This window comes from Tenuifilum sp., assembly GCF_037481895.1.
GTDB classification, from domain to species: Bacteria; Bacteroidota; Bacteroidia; order Bacteroidales; family Tenuifilaceae; genus Tenuifilum; species Tenuifilum osseticum.
This window is the reverse complement of the sequence record NZ_JBBFKU010000052.1, coordinates 1-16,005: the sequence shown is the minus strand read 5'-3', so window position 1 is coordinate 16,005 and position 16,005 is coordinate 1. Positions and strand designations below refer to the sequence as shown.

General features: G+C 42.5%; 15 protein-coding genes. 10 read left to right on the top strand and 5 right to left on the bottom strand.

Annotation, left to right across the window (positions count from 1 at the left end; genetic code table 11):
- Positions 1 to 179: 179 nt before the first annotated feature.
- Together trpS and WHS63_RS12465 are read right to left on the bottom strand one after the other, a co-directional pair.
- Positions 180 to 1,169 carry a tryptophan--tRNA ligase gene (trpS, locus tag WHS63_RS12470; protein ID WP_445205387.1) on the bottom strand — a complete coding sequence of 330 codons (990 nt, stop codon included), beginning with the start codon at positions 1,167 to 1,169 and terminating at the stop codon, positions 180 to 182.
- Between the two features lie 31 nt (positions 1,170 to 1,200).
- Positions 1,201 to 2,271 (bottom strand): patatin-like phospholipase family protein, encoded by a 1,071-nt coding sequence (locus tag WHS63_RS12465; protein ID WP_445205386.1) that lies wholly within the window; start codon positions 2,269 to 2,271, stop codon positions 1,201 to 1,203.
- Positions 2,272 to 2,448: 177 nt separating this feature from the next.
- Here WHS63_RS12465 and WHS63_RS12460 point away from each other — a divergent pair, with 177 nt between their 5' ends.
- Positions 2,449 to 3,312: a universal stress protein gene (locus WHS63_RS12460; RefSeq protein ID WP_369489492.1), complete on the top strand. Its 864-nt coding sequence runs from the start codon at positions 2,449 to 2,451 to the stop codon at positions 3,310 to 3,312.
- 2 nt (positions 3,313 to 3,314) lie between these two features.
- Here WHS63_RS12460 and WHS63_RS12455 read toward each other — a convergent pair whose 3' ends face one another.
- On the bottom strand, positions 3,315 to 4,802 hold the full coding sequence (locus WHS63_RS12455) for a hypothetical protein (RefSeq protein ID WP_445205385.1): 1,488 nt from the start codon (positions 4,800 to 4,802) through the stop codon (positions 3,315 to 3,317).
- A gap of 106 nt (positions 4,803 to 4,908) precedes the next feature.
- Between WHS63_RS12455 and asnS the strand changes: the two genes are divergently transcribed.
- From asnS to WHS63_RS12410, 9 genes are all read left to right on the top strand, one after another.
- Entirely contained in the window at positions 4,909 to 6,306 is a 1,398-nt protein-coding gene (gene asnS / locus WHS63_RS12450) for an asparagine--tRNA ligase (RefSeq protein WP_445205384.1), read from the top strand.
- Positions 6,307 to 6,312: 6 nt separating this feature from the next.
- Positions 6,313 to 7,770, top strand: coding sequence for an RNA polymerase factor sigma-54 (gene rpoN, locus WHS63_RS12445; protein WP_445205383.1), 1,458 nt, complete (start codon positions 6,313 to 6,315; stop codon positions 7,768 to 7,770).
- Positions 7,771 to 7,785: 15 nt separating this feature from the next.
- On the top strand, positions 7,786 to 8,391 hold the full coding sequence (locus tag WHS63_RS12440) for a hypothetical protein (RefSeq protein ID WP_445205382.1): 606 nt from the start codon (positions 7,786 to 7,788) through the stop codon (positions 8,389 to 8,391).
- Between the two features lie 147 nt (positions 8,392 to 8,538).
- Positions 8,539 to 9,399 carry a M23 family metallopeptidase gene (locus tag WHS63_RS12435; RefSeq protein ID WP_445205381.1) on the top strand — a complete coding sequence of 287 codons (861 nt, stop codon included), beginning with the start codon at positions 8,539 to 8,541 and terminating at the stop codon, positions 9,397 to 9,399.
- Between the two features lie 8 nt (positions 9,400 to 9,407).
- Complete coding sequence (locus WHS63_RS12430) at positions 9,408 to 10,580, top strand: 1-deoxy-D-xylulose-5-phosphate reductoisomerase (protein ID WP_445205380.1); 1,173 nt, start codon at positions 9,408 to 9,410, stop codon at positions 10,578 to 10,580.
- A complete protein-coding gene (gene rseP, locus WHS63_RS12425; protein ID WP_445205379.1) occupies positions 10,565 to 11,884 on the top strand; it encodes an RIP metalloprotease RseP in 1,320 nt (439 codons plus the stop codon). Before WHS63_RS12430 ends, rseP begins: the two co-directional genes overlap by 16 nt.
- 11 nt (positions 11,885 to 11,895) lie before the next feature.
- Positions 11,896 to 12,069, top strand: coding sequence for a Sec-independent protein translocase subunit TatA/TatB (locus WHS63_RS12420; protein WP_445205378.1), 174 nt, complete (start codon positions 11,896 to 11,898; stop codon positions 12,067 to 12,069).
- A 105-nt stretch (positions 12,070 to 12,174) separates the two neighbouring features.
- Positions 12,175 to 13,284, top strand: a complete 1,110-nt coding sequence (locus tag WHS63_RS12415; protein ID WP_445205377.1) for a transglycosylase SLT domain-containing protein — start codon at positions 12,175 to 12,177, stop codon at positions 13,282 to 13,284.
- 66 nt (positions 13,285 to 13,350) lie between these two features.
- A complete protein-coding gene (locus WHS63_RS12410) occupies positions 13,351 to 14,346 on the top strand; it encodes a DUF4837 family protein (protein WP_445205376.1) in 996 nt (331 codons plus the stop codon).
- 79 nt (positions 14,347 to 14,425) lie between these two features.
- On the opposite strand, the gene WHS63_RS12405 is transcribed toward WHS63_RS12410, so the two are convergent.
- Together WHS63_RS12405 and WHS63_RS12400 are read right to left on the bottom strand one after the other, a co-directional pair.
- A complete protein-coding gene (locus WHS63_RS12405; RefSeq protein WP_445205375.1) occupies positions 14,426 to 15,271 on the bottom strand; it encodes a hypothetical protein in 846 nt (281 codons plus the stop codon).
- A gap of 536 nt (positions 15,272 to 15,807) precedes the next feature.
- A partial coding sequence (locus WHS63_RS12400; protein WP_445205374.1) for a hypothetical protein occupies positions 15,808 to 16,005 on the bottom strand: 198 nt, incomplete at its 5' end.

Genomic DNA, 16,005 nt, shown 5'->3' with positions numbered 1-16,005 from the left:
TGATTACTTTTGAACCCTAACCACCTGATTAACAATTAGGCATTTTTTGATTTTAAATTATTTTGGACAGCTGTGATAGTTTTTATACTATTTCTTGCTTTCTTAACTTCAAAAAATTATGATAAGGTAGGCAAGGAATTTTACAAAAAAGGGTGTTGACCAAGCAACACCCTTTTTTATTAAAACTCTCGGAAACCAATAATGTGCCTTACATCGCGAATGGTTTTTGAGGCGCTTTCGCGAGCTTTTTCAGCCCCCATTAGGGCTACTTTTCTTAGGTAATCGTTATCGGCAAGTATAGCCTCAATTCGCTCGCGGATTGGTATTGTAAAAGTGATTATGTCCTCGGCCAGCTGCTTTTTCATATCGCCGTAGCGAATCTCACAGGCATTATACTTATCCTCAAAGTACTGGAGCGTATCGGGCGATGAAACAGCTTTCATGATAGTAAAAAGGTTCTGGATGGCCTCAGGTTTAGGTTGATTTGGTTGGGTTGGGCCTGCATCGGTAACCGCTTTCATCACTTTCTTTCGGATTGTCTCGGGGTCATCGGAAAGGTAAATGGCATTCCCTTCGGACTTACCCATTTTGCCTGAGCCATCGAGGCCAGGAATTTTAACCAAATCCTCACCAAAGTTAAAGGCAACCGGTTCAGGGAAGTAATCAACCTTATACATTCTATTGAATCGGTTGGCAAAGGTGCGAGTCATTTCCAGATGCTGTTCCTGATCTTTGCCCACAGGCACCTTGGTAGCCTTGTGAATAAGAATATCGGCAGCCATTAGGGTGGGATAGGTGAGTAGTCCTGCATTAATGTTATCGGGTTGCTTGCGAACCTTTTCCTTAAACGATGTGCATCGCTCAAGCTCGCCCTTGTATGCGTTCATGTTAAGCAAGAGGTAAAGCTCAGGAATCTGGGGTACATCGCTTTGTATGTAAAGCGTAGCCACTTCAGGGTCAAGGCCGCAGGCTAAGTATTCGGCAAGCACCTGTTTTACAGAACCATGTAAATCCTCGGGGGTGGGATGTGTGGTAAGCGAATGGTAATCGGCAATAAAAAAGAAGCATTTATTCTCATGCTGCATGCGAACAAAGTTGCGCAGCGCTCCAAAGTAATTGCCAAGGTGAAGTTTTCCGGTTGAGCGTATACCGCTAAGTACAATATCCATTTTCCTAAATTTTTGGCAAAAATAACATTTTTTAGGGTTTATTAAGCGTTGGTTTTTGTTTCAGGAACTCGTTCAGGGGGAGGGGTTTGTTTTGTTTTGCCCATTGGTAGGTTAACTCATACTGTTCTTTGAGGTTGTTAAAATCGAACATTGGGAAGCTATACCTATAGATGGGAACAAAAACAAGGGTTTTGGCGGCAAGTTCAGGGTAGCGTTTCTTAATGTGCTCAAGCCTCCGCCAGAAACCTAGCGATGTTAGCACATCGGGCGATAACCCATTATTTAATTTAGTTTTTAGCTCATACCCAAAGGGCTTTAGCTCATCGGCAAGGGTCATGTCCGTATCGCGCTTGCGCGAAATAATGATTACACGTTCAACGGGTTGTTTCCTGTAATTCTCAAACTCAATGAGTGCCTGAAAGGGAACACGGTCGTCGCCAATTCCACCATCGTAGTAAGGGATATCGGGAATGGTTTTTATACCGTTTATTCGGGATGGGGGAAAAACAAGCGGGTAGGCTGTTGATGCCATTAATACGTCTACTAGGCTTAAGGTTGAATCGCTTTCACGGTTGATTTTACGGTTGCAGAAACGGTATGTCCCTTCACTCAATGGCGAAGGCCGTAAGCTAACCACTGATATGGCAGTAGGAAAAGGCAAATCGGCCAAGGTCTTATATCCTAGCCGGTTAACCACAATTTCTTCCAGCAGTTTTCGTAAAGGCTCGTTGCTAACCGGCAAGCCCTTTTTATCGGTTCTGAAAACATTATCGTTTTTAATATCGCCAAAAAGCTCGCGATACTCTTTCCAGGTAAGTTTTTTCTCGAGCACTGCGTTTAGCATAACAGCATTAAGCGCACCTGAACTTGCCCCTGAAATGAAAACAACATCGTTAAGTTCGCCACGCTCGTAAAGGCTTTCGAGTAAAGCGGCCTCCTGTGCTATTTTAGCAGCAGCACCTGTAATAATGATGGCCGTACCCTTAGCGGGTTTTTCTTTATCGGAATCCTTCGTAAGGTTTGGCCTACTGGCCAATGTTAAAGTTGCTAATGCAGCTGAAAACAACAAAATCCATATGACAATCCGTTTGCGTGTCATCATTCCAATGAGGTTTAGTTAGTTACCTGATGTTGCTAAGTTAAGCGAGTTAAGTGTAAACATCTGTTTATTAAGGTTAAATTGAATAAAAACGGTTCAATAATTATTCATTTTAACATACTGAACTTGAAATGGTATTCAATTTTTAGTTAGATTTGCTTATAACCAACCACCAAAGCCATGAAACATATAATAGTACCCATCGATTTTTCAAAGGAATCGTTAAACGGGTTAAGACTGGCAATAATTTTTGCCAATAGGTTCGACAGCATGGTACAAATGGTGCATGTTCAAAAATACCCTACCGATTTAACACCAGGGCAGTTCGAGGAGGAGAATAAAAAGATTGAAAAAAAGCTGGAAGCTTTGGTGGAGGAATATTCTACCAAGATGTCAAACAGCGCCAATCTATCCTATATCATTAAAAAGGGCAAAATTTACCGCGAGGTTGTTAACCAGGCGCATGCTTTTGAGGATTCAGCCATTATTTGCTCTACTCATGGAGCCTCAGGTTTTGAGGAGTTTTTTATTGGTAGCAACGCTTTTAGGATTATTTCGGCTACGCAATGTCCGGTAATAACCATTAGGCATGGTGCCATGCCGCGCGATATCCAAAAAATTATCTTGCCTATCGACGTTACTGCCGATACTCGTCAGAAAGTTCCCATTACCACTGAAATTGCTAAGGTTTTTGATGCCGAGGTGCATGTAATTGCAGTGGCTACCATGCAAACCGATGAAATTGATCTCAAACTCAACGCCTATACCAAGCAGGTTTGCAGCTACCTAAAAGAGCACGAGGTGCGTTTCCAAAAGGCAAGCCTACGTGGTGATAATATCACCGATATTACCATTGAGTATGCCCTTGATGTGAATGCCGACCTTATTAGTATTATGACCGAGCAAAACATTGCCCTTAGCGATTTTGTTCTTGGCAGTCAAGCCCAACAGATGCTGAGTAGAAGTCCAATCCCTGTTCTTAGCGTTACCCCCAAGGAGATATTTATCATGGGCAGCTTTAAAACTTACGGTAGCGGCTACTAGGCTTACCTTGATATTTTAGTGAGATAAACTTTACCGCCAAGTATTGCCACCGAATCGGTTGTAGTTATATTATAACCCTCTAGTTTATCCCATTCTAGGCTAACATCTGTAATTAACGTTGCCCTTGAGGTAACACGTGGATGGTTTATACAGTCAGTGTAGATGGTATACCCCTGCAGTAGTAGACTATCGAGTGTGGTATAAATTTTTTGTGGCTTAATGTTAACCTCCTTAACGATTAAAGGTTTTTGAATTTGCAGATATTCAAGCCTATTGATAACTTTTGGAGCATCGGCAAGGATATAGGCTCTCCTTTCATTGGTATTTTGGGTAATCGACTTTATAACCAATTCGGAACCATCGGCTTGGTAAATCTTTTGTGGAAGCACTCCAAAGGTGATGTTCCATACTGAAACAGAGATTGCAAACCAAACAGTGGCATTCCGTTTTATTGACAAACCGGTTGCAGTGATAATTGTAAGGAAAGGAACCATGGCTAAAAACTCAGCGTTTCCGCCCGCCATAAAGGCAAAACCTACCTGTAATACTAAAGCCAGCAAGTGAATTTTATGAAATTTTTCAAGTCTGGTTGGTTTTGTATACCTAACAAACCAAAAAGTAAAAAATGCAAATGCAATACCCGATACAACTAGAGGAATCCACCACAGCCACAAATGTGTAAGAAGATAGTTGATATACCCATGCATTTGGAAAAATGTTCTGAATAGGTTGATTATGCCAACCATAAGAATCGTGGAGTTCAATTCAATTGATGCGTTTCCAGTGTAATAGTCGCTAAATATGAACCGGAAAAAGCTAGTAAAATTGATATCGATACCCATTGATAGCATGGCAAGGATGTAAGCGGCAGGAACTATTACTGCTGGTGCAAGGAAAAGCAGGGGTTTGTAATTCCTGTGATTTAATTTCCTTATGGTTCCAATAGCAAGGGCAATCCACCAAAAAAACATTATTTGGTGGTAAAGACACGCCGATGCCGACAGTAGCCCTGAAAAAACCATGTTTGAGATTTTGGGGCTATTCTCAGCTTTAAGAAAAAGGTAGCTAGCCCAAATTGCCAGCATCACTGGAATAGTGTATGTTTCGTTTTCAATTGAAAACCTAAGGAATCCCCAGCTTAGTCCCGCAATAATGGTATAGATTGTGGTTTGAATGGTATCAACCTTAACAAGTCGGAGTAACTTGAATAGAATGAAAGCGCTAACCGATGCGCAAAGAGCATTCATCAGCTTGAGCAGGTAAATGGTTTCGGCATTTGGCAGAAAAACGTGCCATATTTTAACCCAGTAAAATCCTGTAATGGTGTATAGCAGGTGATGTGGACGAAGCAGGTTACTGCTATTTACAATGTCAGCAGCATAACCCCAACCATCAATTGTACTCAGGTTTGATATTCCAAGTATGTATATTAGTAATAGGAGTGTAGCAACAATTGTTGCCCCCCAGCGCTCAAAAAACTTTTCATTCATACAAACGAAAACTACTAAGATTCATGAAATCTGATAAAAGTTACTATTTTTGTGTGGTTAAAACAGTGTATAAAAGTATTGTTTTTGAGTAAGATATCATACAGGCATGAGGAACAGTGAAAGAACAAAAGTAAAACTACTACTCGAGAGTGGAGTTGTTGGCGCTGAGGTAGCGGCAATGGGATGGGTACGTACCAAGCGTGGGAATAAGAATGTAGCCTTTGTTGCGTTAAACGATGGCTCAACCATCCATAACATCCAGGTTGTATTTGATATGACCCGTTTTACCGAGGAACAGCTTAAGGGAGTTACCACCGGGGCTTGTATTGCGGTGAGGGGATTGCTGGTTGAGTCGCCCGGTTCCGGTCAGCGCGTGGAGATTCAGGCTAACTACCTTGAGGTATTAGGTGAAGCCGATGCCACCACCTATCCGCTCCAGAAAAAAGGTCATAGTATGGAGTTTCTGCGTGAGATTGCGCACCTCCGCCCTCGCACAAATACTTTTGGAGCAGTTCTCCGAATCCGGCATGCCATGGCGTATGCCATTCACAAATACTTTAACGACAAGGGTTTCTTTTACATTCACGCACCCATCATTACCGGTTCCGATGCCGAAGGGGCAGGGGCTATGTTCCGCGTGACCACCCTCGATTTGGAGAATCTACCCCGCACCGAGGATGGAAAGATTGACTGGAACGAGGATTTCTTTGGCAAGGAGGCAAAGCTAACCGTTTCGGGACAGCTTGAGGCCGAACTGGGCGCTTTAGCCCTTTCGGAGGTTTACACTTTTGGACCAACCTTCCGTGCCGAAAATTCAAATACTCCCCGACACCTGGCTGAGTTCTGGATGATTGAGCCTGAAATGGCTTTCTACGATATCCAGGATAACATGGATTTGGCCGAGGATTTCCTAAAATACCTAATTAGGTATGCCCTTGAGCATTGTGCCGACGACCTGGAATTCCTCAACAAGATGTACGACAACGAGCTTATCGACAGGCTTAAGTTTGTGATTGAAAACCCATTTGAAAGGTTAACGTACACGGAGGCTATTAAAATACTGGAGGCAGCTAACCAGAAGTGGGAATTCCCTGTATTCTGGGGTGCCGATTTGCAGTCGGAGCATGAGCGTTACCTGGTTGAAAAGCACTTCAAAAAACCCGTTATTCTTACCAATTACCCCAAGGAGATAAAGGCCTTTTACATGAAGCAAAACGACGATGGCAAAACCGTTCGTGCCATGGATGTGTTGTTCCCAAAAATTGGCGAGATAATTGGAGGTTCCCAGCGTGAGGAGGTTTACGATAAGTTGCTAAGTCGTATCCATGAACTACATATTCCAGAAAAGGATGTTTGGTGGTACCTTGAAACCCGCAAGTTTGGCTCAGCTCCCCATAGTGGTTTTGGGCTTGGCTTTGAGCGCTTGCTGCTCTTTGTAACAGGAATGACCAATATTCGCGATGTAATACCCTTCCCCAGAACTCCCAAGAACTGCGAATTTTAAAAGTCTATGCTCAAGCAACGGTTACAGCAAAAACTGCTTCAGAAGCTATCGCCGCAGCAAATTCAGATGATAAAGCTGCTGGAGATACCTACCATGTTGCTTGAGCAGCGTATTAAAAAGGAGCTGGAGGAAAATCCCATACTCGAGGAGGTTGAACAAACGGAACCTCAAACGGAACCTGAAATTGTTTTACCCGACGATAACCAAGAGGGTAACGACGATGAGTTCTCCATTGAGGATTACATGAACGATGACGATATTCCTTCGTACAAGTTATACTCCAGCAACGCATCGCCCGACGATAAGCGGGAGGAAATACCTTTTTCCACCGGAATATCGTTTCACGAGCATCTTGAAAACCAGCTCGGAATGGCCGACCTCACCGAACGCGAAAAGCAACTTGGACTTTACCTAATTGGCAATATCGATGAGGACGGTTATATACGTCGTAAGCTAACCGCAATTGCCGATGATATTGCCTTCTCGTTAGGTATTGAAACCAATGAGGATGAGTTGGAACGAGTACTTTACGTTATTCAGGAATTTGACCCACCCGGTGTGGGTGCACGCGACCTCCAGGAATGTTTACTTATTCAGATTAAGGCCAAGGAACAGCAAAACGAGATAACTAAAATTGCCTACAAAATACTGAAGTACCACTTTGACGAGTTCATCAAGAAGCATTACGATAAGATTGCTTCAAAGCTTAATCTATCCGACGAAAAGCTTAAGCAGGCAATTGATGAAATTTTAAAGCTAAATCCCAAACCCGGCGGCAGTTTTACTGACCCTTACGACCAGTCGGCACAGCATATCATCCCCGATTTTATTCTCGATTACGAGGATGGTGAGTTTAGGTTAAACCTAAACTCGCGCAACGTGCCGGAGCTACGAATAAGCAAAGAATATGCCGATATGCTCGAGTCGTATTCTTACAATAAGGAGTTTAGCAATAGCCAGGAACGCGAGGCCATCGCTTTTGTAAAGCAAAAGATTGAATCGGCCAAGTGGTTTATTGATGCGCTGAAACAGCGCCAGAATACCCTGCTGACAACCATGCAGGCCATACTCGATTACCAGAAAGAGTATTTTCGCGATGGCGACGAAAGTAAGCTTAAGCCCATGATACTGAAGGATGTTGCTGAAAAAACAGGGCTCGACATTTCAACCATATCGCGCGTTGCTAACAGCAAGTACATTCAAACCCATTTCGGGATATTCCCTCTCAAGCACTTCTTTAGCGAGGGCATGCAAACCGATTCCGGCGAAGAGGTCTCAACCCGTGAAATTAAAAAAATACTTGCCGAGTGTGTCGATAATGAGGATAAGCGCAATCCCCTTACCGATGAGGAGCTAATGGAAATACTAAAAGGGAAGGGATACCCTATTGCCCGTAGGACAGTTGCCAAGTACCGTGAACAGCTTGGAATTCCGGTTGCTCGCCTGAGAAAAGAACTTAACTAATCTATTTTTTTTAAAATGCTACAACGACTATCGCTTATACTTTCAATTATTCTTCACCCTATACTGGCTACCACCTATATTTTTATAGTGATTTTCTCGTCCAACTCCTTTGTTGCCTTTCTACCTGTAAGGTTTAAGGTGATGCTTACTGTGTTTGTAGCTATAAATACTATTTTTCTGCCATTACTATTAATTGTTCTCCTTCATCGTCTTAGAATTATTCACGATTATACTCTGAAAGCCAGTAGGGATAGGGTTTTCCCCCTAGCCATATCGGTTTTACCTTACCTTTTCACCATCTTTCTTTTTTCCAGGCTTCAGGTTCCATTTGTTTTAATCAAAATACTTCAGGCAGGAATTTATACACTGATGGTTTCGGCAGCCATTTCTTACTTTTGGAAGATAAGCCTTCATTTAACTGGAATAGGGGGCATCTCGGGGTTTCTTTTGGCTTCGGCCCTGCAAGGGAACCAGGCTGCAATACCAATTTTTATTGTGAGTATATTGCTTTCAGGTCTTTTAGCCTCGGCCCGTCTTATTAAAGGCGATCATAACCCAACTCAAGTTTACGCTGGGTTCCTTACAGGTTTTACATTGGTTTTTTTGATTTTCTTTAAATAGGTAAGTTGATATACCTATTACGCATTGCATTGTTTACTGATGAAGGTTGCTTCTTGATATTCTGACCTTTATCATCAAAAAGAAACACCAAACAACTAATTACTCATTTTGTTATCTTTGTGATTTTAGAATCTAACCCTTGTACCTGTGGCAGCTAAGAAAAAGGTTAAAATATTTAAGAACCTGTGGAATAAGTACAGGTTGAGTATCTTCAATGAGGAGAACTATGAAGAGGTTTGGCAACTTCGTCTTTCCAGAATGAATGTAATAGTTTTCTTTGGCGGATTTTCTATTCTGCTTATTGCGCTTGTGAGTGTACTAATTGCCTTTACACCCCTAAGGGAATTCATACCCGGTTACCCCGATAGCCAAACCCGGAAAGGTTATGTTAAAAATGCCCTAAAGGTCGATTCGCTTGAGAGGGTGGTAGCCCAATGGCAGCGTTACTATGAGGATATCAATATCCTGCTTAACGGAGGAGAACCCCTTACTGGCCGCCAAACAGCAATCGATACGGTTAAGCCTACCGCAAAGGTTGAGCTATCCCCTTCAGAGGAGGATTCATTGCTCCGTATGCAAATTGAATCGGATGAGATGTTTAACCTGTCGGTGGGATCAAGTACAACCAAGAAAAGTAATATACCCTTTTTTATTCCACCCGTTAAGGGTATTATCACTAACAAGTATAACCCTTCAAAAAATCATTACGGAGTCGATCTGGTTGCAGGGCCAAACGAGGGGGTACTTGCTATTGCAAAGGGAACCGTAATACTCTCAACCTGGTCGTTGGAAACGGGTTACACAATTGCCATTCAGCACGAGGAGGGATTCCTTTCAGTATATAAGCATAACAGTAAACTGTTAAAAAAGCAGGGTGAATTTGTTAATTCAGGCGATGTGATAGCAATAATTGGTAATTCAGGCGAACTTACCACTGGACCCCACCTGCATTTTGAACTTTGGCACCACGGAGCCACCGTTGATCCCGCTAAGTACATTAAATTTTAGTGGCCGGTATGAAAAGAATTGCAATACTAGGTTCTACCGGTTCTATTGGTACGCAAGCGCTCGACGTTATTAGGGAGCATCCCGATATATTTAGCGTTGAGCTACTCGTAGCCCAAAACAGCTGGGAGCTATTAGTGCAGCAAGCCATTGAGTTTCAGCCAAACACCGTAATTATTGTAAATCAGAGTCATTATCACAGAGTAAAAGAAGCCCTAGCAAATCATCCCATTAAGGTATATACCGGGAAGCAGTCAATAGTGGAATCGGTCGTGTCGTCCGAGGTCGATATGGTTCTTACAGCCATGGTTGGATTTGCCGGGCTTGAACCCACGCTTAGCGCCATTGAGACAGGCAAGTCCATTGCATTGGCAAATAAGGAGACCCTGGTAGTTGCCGGCGAGCTGGTTACTAAAGCGGCAATGCAAAAAAGGGTTCCAATAATCCCGGTCGATTCCGAACACTCCGCCATATTTCAATGCCTGGTAGGCGAGCGCAGCCCCATTGAAAAAATAATACTTACTGCATCGGGTGGTCCATTCCGCAACCATTCCCTGGAGCAACTCATGCATGTTACCAAGGCCGATGCGCTTAACCACCCTAACTGGTGTATGGGGCAAAAAATAACTATCGATTCAGCCAGCCTGATGAACAAGGGACTTGAGGTTATTGAGGCTAAGTGGCTTTTCGGCCTTAACCCGGAGCAAATTGAGGTGGTTATTCATCCGCAATCAATTATCCATTCAATGGTACAGTTCATTGATGGGTCCATAAAAGCCCAAATGGGCTTACCCGATATGAAACTACCCATTCAGTACGCATTCACTTTCCCTGAGAGAGTAAACTCAGGTTTCCCGCGCATGGATTTTTCCATGAGTCACACCCTTACCTTTGAAAAACCCGATACCAATAGGTTCCCAAGCCTTGCCCTGGCTCTCGAATCGTTAAGGGCAGGAGGTAATATGCCCTGCGTGCTTAACGCTGCCAACGAGGTAGCTGTTGATGCTTTTCTGAGGGAGCAGATTAGCTTTATGGCAATCCCAAAGGTTGTTGAAGGTGCTATGCAAGCCATACCGTTTATTGGGCAACCTACCTTTGCCGATTACATTCAAACCGATTCCGAAACTCGAATAAAATCAGTTGAACTCATTAATAAAAACATTATAAAATGGAGATACTCATAAAAGCCGGTCAATTCTTTTTAAGCCTTTCAATCCTTGTTATTCTTCATGAGCTAGGGCACTTTCTTTTTGCAAAGCTTTTTAAAACCCGAGTTGAAAAGTTTTACCTTTTCTTCAACCCCTGGTTCTCGCTTTTTAAAATCAAGCGTGGTGAAACCGAGTACGGAGTGGGTTGGTTACCGCTGGGTGGTTATGTGAAAATTTCAGGGATGATTGACGAGTCCATGGATAAGGAGCAGCTCAAGCAACCCCCTCAGCCCTATGAGTTCCGCTCTAAGCCGGCATGGCAACGCCTACTAATCATGATAGGTGGAGTGCTTGTCAATGTTATTCTGGCCCTGTTCATTTATAGCGCAGTTCTATACACATGGGGCGAAGATTATCTTCCTACGAAAAGTCTTAAATACGGTGTTTCCTGCGATTCCTTAGCCACAGAGTTAGGTTTTAGGAATGGCGATAAAATACTGTATGTTGGAGGTAAGGAGATTGAAAACTTTCAGCAAATTGCTCATGATATTCTGCTAAATGAGAATCGTGACGTTACCGTTCTCCGTGGCACCGATACATTGAACATTAAAATAGCTGAGGATTACGTGGCTAAGCTTGTTAAAAGCCCTATTATTTTTTTCCCGCGCATCCCATTTGTAGTAGATGAAGTTAAGCCAGGAGAACCTGCTGAAAAGGCAGGGTTTATACAAGGCGATAGGCTGCTTGCCTTAAACGGACAACCCGCACAGTTTTTTGATGAGTTCAAATTCGAAATGCAGCGTAGTAAGGGGAAAACTGTAAAAGTAACCGTTGAGCGCAACGGAAACCCTATCGACCTAAATGTTGATGTTCCCGAAACTGGCATTATAGGGGTTTACCCTGTTGCCGATTTAGGAAAGTTCTTTGAGCTCAGCCACAGGGAGTATTCGTTCTTTCACTCAATTCCTGCCGGTGTTAAAAAGGGTTTTGCAACCATATCGAGCTACTTAAAACAGCTTAAGCTAATTTTCTCGCCCAAAACCAAAGCATACGAATCGGTTGGCGGGTTTATTACAATTGGTAAAATTTTCCCCTCAACTTGGGATTGGCAGGCATTCTGGAGCTTAACTGCATTCCTATCCATTATCCTCGCCATAATGAACATTCTTCCAATACCTGCGCTCGATGGTGGCCATGTAATGTTCTTGCTTTACGAGATTATTACTGGGCGGAAACCCAGCGATAAGTTCCTTGAATACGCTCAGCTTGTTGGCATGGCAATCCTTTTAGCGTTGCTTTTGTATGCCAACATCAACGATATTGTTAAACTTTTCAGGTAAAAGAGTTCTGTATGCTAACACTATTTATTGGGGGTGGAGAGTTGCTTGTTATTGCCATAGTTATCCTGGTAATTTTTGGAGCCAGCAAAATACCCCTTTTCATGCGTAACCTGGGTAGAGGTGTAGGTGAGTTTAAAAAAGGTATAAAAGAAGCCGAGAATCAAGAGGATAAAGAAAAGGAATGATTTATGTTTTTACGATTTAGGTGGTGTCTTTTATCACTTTTCTCACTTGTCTTTTTAAACGGGTTTTCAAACCCTGTTAAATTAAATAGGGGACAAAACCCTATAGTGTCTTTCATTGATGCTATTGAAAATCTTCCCATTTTCGTCCCCACATATCAAACCGACACAGTTAGGCAAAAACCTGACCTTTACTTTGAGTGCCAGCTCGCGGAGATTGGAAGGAACTCGCCCATTGATTTTGATTACAATCCCCATGTAAGGCGATATATCGACATTTTTACAATTGAGCGTCGTGAGCAAATTTCTAAAATGATTGGCTTAGCCAATTACTACTTCCCCCTTTTCGATGATGTGTTCAGCAAATACCAGTTGCCGTTGGAGCTAAAGTACCTTGCAGTAGTTGAATCGGCATTAAACCCATTGGCAATATCCCCAACCGGAGCAGTAGGGTTGTGGCAGTTTAAAATTAATACATCCAAGATGTTTAACCTTCAGGTAAACAACTTTGTTGATGAGCGAATGGACCCCTTGAAATCTACTGAGGCAGCCGCTCAGTACCTGCAATACCTTTACAGAACTTTTAACGACTGGAGTTTAGCACTGGCAGCCTATAACGTTGGACCTGGGCCCGTTAGGAATGCCATTGAGCGAGCTAACGGCGAAAGGAATTTTTGGAAGCTCTATCCACTCCTCCCTGAATCGGCGCAAAACTATGTGCCGGCATTTATTGCCGCTGCTTATGTAATGAATAACTACCATGAACATGGCATTACGCCTGCTCCTGTAGCTTTAGCTCAAAACCAAACCGATACAGTTTGGGTAAATAAGCCCCTCGATCTTAACCTTATGGCTAAGGCCATTGATATTGATATCAATGTTATTCGCTTTCTAAACCCAACCTATCGTTACGATTATATCCCTGAGGGTCCTTATCCACAGGTGTTACGGTTGCCTGCTGATAAAACTGGATTATTTATCAGGAAATCAAAGGAACTTTACCTGAACACATCGAAACCTAAGGTTTTGCCTGCGTTAGCTGCCGATAGCACTTTAACCCGTAAGGTTTACACCGTTAAGAATGGCGATAGCCTGCATAAGTTAGCAATGCAGTTTGGTTGCACCCTCCAGGATATTTACAGGTGGAATCCCGGATTGGATAGCACAATAACTGCAGGCCAAAACATTGTTATTTGGGTTAACCCTAAAAATCTCTGAAAGGTTTTAGGCGTTAGCAATAAATATTGTTTATAGGCGTTTATCTTGAAAATCAAAACTAATATTATGAAAAGTAGGTGGATAATAATACTTGCGGCTGCAGTTGCACTTAGCCCATCATGCAAAAAGGGGAGCAAGGGTGAGCGGTCGCTTTTACCCAATGTAACCGGAAGTGCTAATGAGCTTGTGGTAATACTGCCAAAAGCACTTCATAGCGATTCACTGGGTAAGCTATATAGCGATATTTTAACTGAAGATGTTCCCTTTTTGCCTCAAAGCGAGCCTAGGTTCGATATGGTGATGATTCCACCCGAAGCATTTACCGATATCTTTAAGCCACATCGTAACATCATTTTTAACGATATAGTTAAGGGTGCCAAGGAGGCAAAAATGTCCCTTAAAAGAGATGTTTGGGCTGCACCTCAAACCATTCTTTACATCTCGGGGCCTAGCTATAAATCAATTTACGACCTCCTACTAAAGGAGCGCGATAAAGTTGTAAGCATTTTTGAGCAGGCTGAACGCGATAGGGTAATACAGAATGCCATTACATATGAAGAAAAACCCATTAGGGAAGCGCTTGAAAAGAAGTATGGTGTTTCGATGTATTTCCCTAAAGGCTACAGGCTGAACTTTGACCACGACACTATTGCTTGGATATCCTATGAAACTCCGCTTACCAGCCAGGGCATTATTCTTTACACTTTCCCCTATACTGCAAAAAACACCTTTACGGTTGACTACCTTTTGGCTAAGCGCAATGAGTTTGTTAAAACCATTAGTGGTCCAACTCAGGGCTCGTATATGACTACCAGCAGCGTTATTATTCCGCAGCTTACCGATATGATGTTCAAAAATCGTTATTACGGAGTTATGCGTGGTTTGTGGGATGTATATAAGCATCCAATGGGTGGACCATTCATCAGCCATATTACCGTTGATGAGGAACGCCAAAGGGTTATTGTTGCTGAGGCATACGTTTATGCTCCATCAAAGGAGAAACGTAATTACCTCCGACAGGTTGAGGCTTTGCTATACACCATGGAGATTATTAAAAAGTAAATCTTCTTAAATAAATTACTTTTGATTTAACCAATAAAAAAAGGGGTGCTTAGAAAGCACCCCTTTACTTTGCGAATATTTATTTAATAGCCGTATCAACCAGTTCATCAACAAAGGCTTTTATGGAACGCGAATCGGTTGCACCATAAAAGTCGTAGAAGTATTCTATTAAGTATTTTTTGATTTCATCCTTACCCATTTTCTGTTTTACAAGGATTGGAATAATAGTCATAAACTCATTGGTTACAGTTTCCTTGTCAACAAAGGCCAGATTAAACTTTGTAATCTCCTCGCTGGTTTTTGTGTTCCTTTCGTATAGGTAAACAGCAACCGAAGGTATCTCGTTTTGGGTAATTACGCCGGCATTTGTGTTAACAAGCTTATCGCGTTCAATGAAAAGCGTTGTGTTTTCATACCCAATCTTTTTTGAAACCGGATTGTTATTCACCCGGTAGTAGAATACCACGAACTTATTTTCATCAATGGGGTAGGATTGAGGGTTAATTGGAACAGCAATATTATCGCCAATAATGGTGAACTTGTCATTGCCAAAGTAGGAACGGAGGTCGGAAACGGTGGTTTCGTCGGGGCGGTAACGCTCAGCCATAAGGCTTCTGCGCTTGGTGGGAACAGCAATGTCCTTAACCATGGCCGATAGCTGTTGAATGGTTTCAGGAGCTGGTGGCTCATGCAGCTTAATCATGTAACGCCCCATGTTTTGTCCAATGGAAATTACGTAGGAGTCAAACGAGTCGAACGTTACCTTGTCGGATGGTTGAAGCACATCGCCAGCTTTAAGCTGAGTTCCTGTTTTGTTGTTGGTTACCACACCGTTTATTCTTGTAACAATAAACGATTCCTGTGCCTGCACACTAACCGATATGGCAAGCAAAAGGACTGCTAAAAGGTGAACTACTGGTTTCATGGCTAAATTTTTTAGTTACATAATCAAATAATATACCAAAGTTACACTTTTCAAATTAACCCTTACCGTTTTTCCATTAAATATCACTACTATCCAGTTAAAATTTTAAAAATTACTTGAACCCTATCTTAGCCTGTCCACCATAAGGAATAGAAAAAATTAGAGTTGGTTTTATTGCAACGCTTCATCGCGTATCGATGCCAGAGGTTTGTCATTCCAGGCTAATCGGGGAATTTAATTAAAGATTTAAAGGTACTAAGAGAAGTTTCGGTTAAGTTCAGCATGACAAAGGGCGTTAGGGATATTGTCATTCCGAGCTAGTCGAGGAATCTCAATTAAAAAAGAGTTGTAGGTTCAATGAGATGCTTCGGCCGGGCTCAGCATGGCAACCGTCTCGAGAACCGAGCAAAAGCAAGTATCTCAGAGTTACACAGTGTAACACGGAGTTACACAGAATGGCATTCACGAACAACGAATCACGATCAACGAACATCGTTTCCAGCCCCGTAGGGGCTAAACATTTGTAACTCCATGGCTTATCCCTCTGTAAAGCGATGCACGCAATACCTTTTCCAAAGAGCAACCCTGAAACGTTGCATCGCAACAGAAAAGTATGGCAAAGAGCCATTTAAACGTTCCTTCTTGTCTTGATACAAGAAAGAACCAAAGAAAATCAAGGCTGAAAAGCCCGACCCGATGGGTGCCCCGAGGGTGGAACTGCCACGCAATACACT

Excerpts from the sequence above, each read along its gene's own strand:
- WHS63_RS12465 (WP_445205386.1), bottom strand. The coding sequence starts at position 2,271 with ATGATGACACGCAAACGGATTGTCATATGGATTTTGTTGTTTTCAGCT.
- WHS63_RS12455 (WP_445205385.1), bottom strand. The coding sequence starts at position 4,802 with ATGAATGAAAAGTTTTTTGAGCGCTGGGGGGCAACAATTGTTGCTACA.
- WHS63_RS12410 (WP_445205376.1), top strand. The coding sequence starts at position 13,351 with ATGAAAAGTAGGTGGATAATAATACTTGCGGCTGCAGTTGCACTTAGC.
- WHS63_RS12440 (WP_445205382.1), top strand. The coding sequence starts at position 7,786 with ATGCTACAACGACTATCGCTTATACTTTCAATTATTCTTCACCCTATA.
- WHS63_RS12430 (WP_445205380.1), top strand. The coding sequence starts at position 9,408 with ATGAAAAGAATTGCAATACTAGGTTCTACCGGTTCTATTGGTACGCAA.
- WHS63_RS12405 (WP_445205375.1), bottom strand. The coding sequence starts at position 15,271 with ATGAAACCAGTAGTTCACCTTTTAGCAGTCCTTTTGCTTGCCATATCG.
- trpS (WP_445205387.1), bottom strand. The coding sequence starts at position 1,169 with ATGGATATTGTACTTAGCGGTATACGCTCAACCGGAAAACTTCACCTT.
- WHS63_RS12460 (WP_369489492.1), top strand. The coding sequence starts at position 2,449 with ATGAAACATATAATAGTACCCATCGATTTTTCAAAGGAATCGTTAAAC.
- rpoN (WP_445205383.1), top strand. The coding sequence starts at position 6,313 with ATGCTCAAGCAACGGTTACAGCAAAAACTGCTTCAGAAGCTATCGCCG.
- WHS63_RS12420 (WP_445205378.1), top strand. The coding sequence starts at position 11,896 with ATGCTAACACTATTTATTGGGGGTGGAGAGTTGCTTGTTATTGCCATA.
- rseP (WP_445205379.1), top strand. The coding sequence starts at position 10,565 with ATGGAGATACTCATAAAAGCCGGTCAATTCTTTTTAAGCCTTTCAATC.
- asnS (WP_445205384.1), top strand. The coding sequence starts at position 4,909 with ATGAGGAACAGTGAAAGAACAAAAGTAAAACTACTACTCGAGAGTGGA.